We start from the raw sequence: 1,780 nt of genomic DNA on the forward strand, positions 1-1,780 counted from the left end.
CCATATCTTTCTGACCTGGTCGGTCGTTATGGTCTCCTATGTTAAGTCATCCGGTCCGAAAAACCCCGCCCACACCAACCCCTCAACTGACTTCGAATCTGATTGGCTAGAACCACCAATCAACTACCGGCTCACCTGTGGTCTGGGCTGGATTAAATAGACCATGCGCTTTGATCGCGTCTTCCGCAGCGACGGTGCTTGCCCGTGCCAACACCCCGCACGCAACCAGCGGCGTGCCCGGGGCACGTATAGGCGTTGGACTTCCAGTTCAATAGCAACTACCAGAGCACAGCCTTTGAAGAGATGTAACGGGATCGACGAGTTCACCGGTGAGCATGGTGGTGTCGAGCCCGCTCGGTCAATGACCCACACGGCAGTGATTGACCTGCTGGAGAGTTTAACCGCGGTGTGCCGCGGCAGGCCTCGGGTGTTAGGCATGGATAACGGCCCGGAGTTTATCAGCCATGAACTCAATCAATGGGCAGCCAAGCACGACACTGTTGAAGCGATCATCCCACCGACAATGCCCTGACATAACGGGTGTGTCGAGTCCTTCCACAACCGACTACGTGACGAGATGCTAGAAGACGAGATATTCGACGCCCCGCCCATGCGTCACGCCGCCTGCGACTCTGGTCACAGCGCCCGGCCCAAAAACCAGCCCTGCCCATGATTTGAAAAACACATCAGATGTAATAGGATGCACAGTGTACACAACAGAGATGTACAGTGTTTTCAAGTATTCAACGTTGAAAGGAAAACAATGATTGTAGACCTCGTAAGCAACGCACACGAAGCAGCTCACTCCGCCGTCTCCAACGGATGGGACATCTTGGAGCAAGGAAGCCTATTCTTCCGCCAGCTGCCATACCTCATCCCAGACGCACTGAATGGGTTCTTCCGCTCCATCCTCGGCTTCTAAAGTATAAAGCCGTAAACACCCCAAGAGCAATTACACTACTCCCCATTAGTTGGACTGAGAAATCAGTTATCTCTAATGGGGAGCAGTCGTATGCGCTCGGGGATGCGGACATTTTTAAGGAATATTCAAAAGTAGCAGCTTGCGACGCCGTTGATTGATGCTTAAACCACCGAACTCAAGCCTGATTCTTCGTTCGTTATAGAACTCGACATATTCAACAATCGCTTTATCTAATTCCTCACTTTGGCGCCATTTTCGCCCATAAAACATCTCATTTTTCATTCGGCCGAACAATCCTTCGCACGCCGAAATATCAGGTGAGCACCCTTTCTTCGACATTGAACGAGCAAACCGATGTCTTGGCAGGCGCATCATTGTCAATCGCCTGTGCTCAGCAATCGTTCGACGCGCAACTTTCTCGCTGACCTTGATTCCTGATTGCTGCAATTGCCTCCATACGCGACGATAGCCTGGCGATGTCAAGCAGTAGTGAAATCGCAAAAAGCACACCGCAACGCATCGACCACAATAGTTTTGAGCCTGTCACCGAGATTGGTTGGGTCTCGATGCTGTCGTCTTTTCTATTTCTTCCAGCTCTTTTTCTCACACGTCCTTGTGCGCTGATAGTCGCGCTGCCAGCTTCTTCAGCTCTATCGCATCATCTGGAAGCGAGCTTGCCAAGGCTTTGTCAGTTACGATGCCAGCTGACTATTTGCGTTCAGTTGCGCTCATCAAGCCCCACTTTCCTTCCTCACGGAATCGTTGGGCCCAAGCATAGACGCTGGGGTTGCCCGCAAATCGTGGACACGTAGTGGAGCTACCTAATGATTAGGCAGCTATTTCTTTTCTGCTGGTGGT

The 1,780-nt window shown here is 51.7% G+C and carries 3 protein-coding genes; 2 read left to right on the forward strand and 1 reads right to left on the reverse strand.

Features of this window, described 5'->3' with window-relative positions; genetic code table 11:
• Nucleotides 1-295: 295 nt before the first annotated feature.
• Both QP888_RS10925 and QP888_RS10930 read left to right on the forward strand, forming a co-directional pair.
• Entirely contained in the window at nt 296-532 is a 237-nt protein-coding gene (locus QP888_RS10925) for an integrase catalytic domain-containing protein (RefSeq protein WP_284813584.1), read from the forward strand.
• Between the two features lie 231 nt (nt 533-763).
• Nucleotides 764-922 carry a hypothetical protein gene (locus tag QP888_RS10930; protein WP_284813585.1) on the forward strand — a complete coding sequence of 53 codons (159 nt, stop codon included), beginning with the start codon at nt 764-766 and terminating at the stop codon, nt 920-922.
• 114 nt (nt 923-1,036) lie between these two features.
• On the opposite strand, the gene QP888_RS10935 is transcribed toward QP888_RS10930, so the two are convergent.
• Nucleotides 1,037-1,369 (reverse strand): IS3 family transposase, encoded by a 333-nt coding sequence (locus QP888_RS10935; protein ID WP_284813586.1) that lies wholly within the window; start codon nt 1,367-1,369, stop codon nt 1,037-1,039.
• Nucleotides 1,370-1,780 lie beyond the last annotated feature (411 nt).

Origin of the sequence: Corynebacterium sp. MSK297, assembly GCF_030232885.1 — a bacterium.
Lineage (GTDB): Bacteria > Actinomycetota > Actinomycetes > Mycobacteriales > Mycobacteriaceae > Corynebacterium.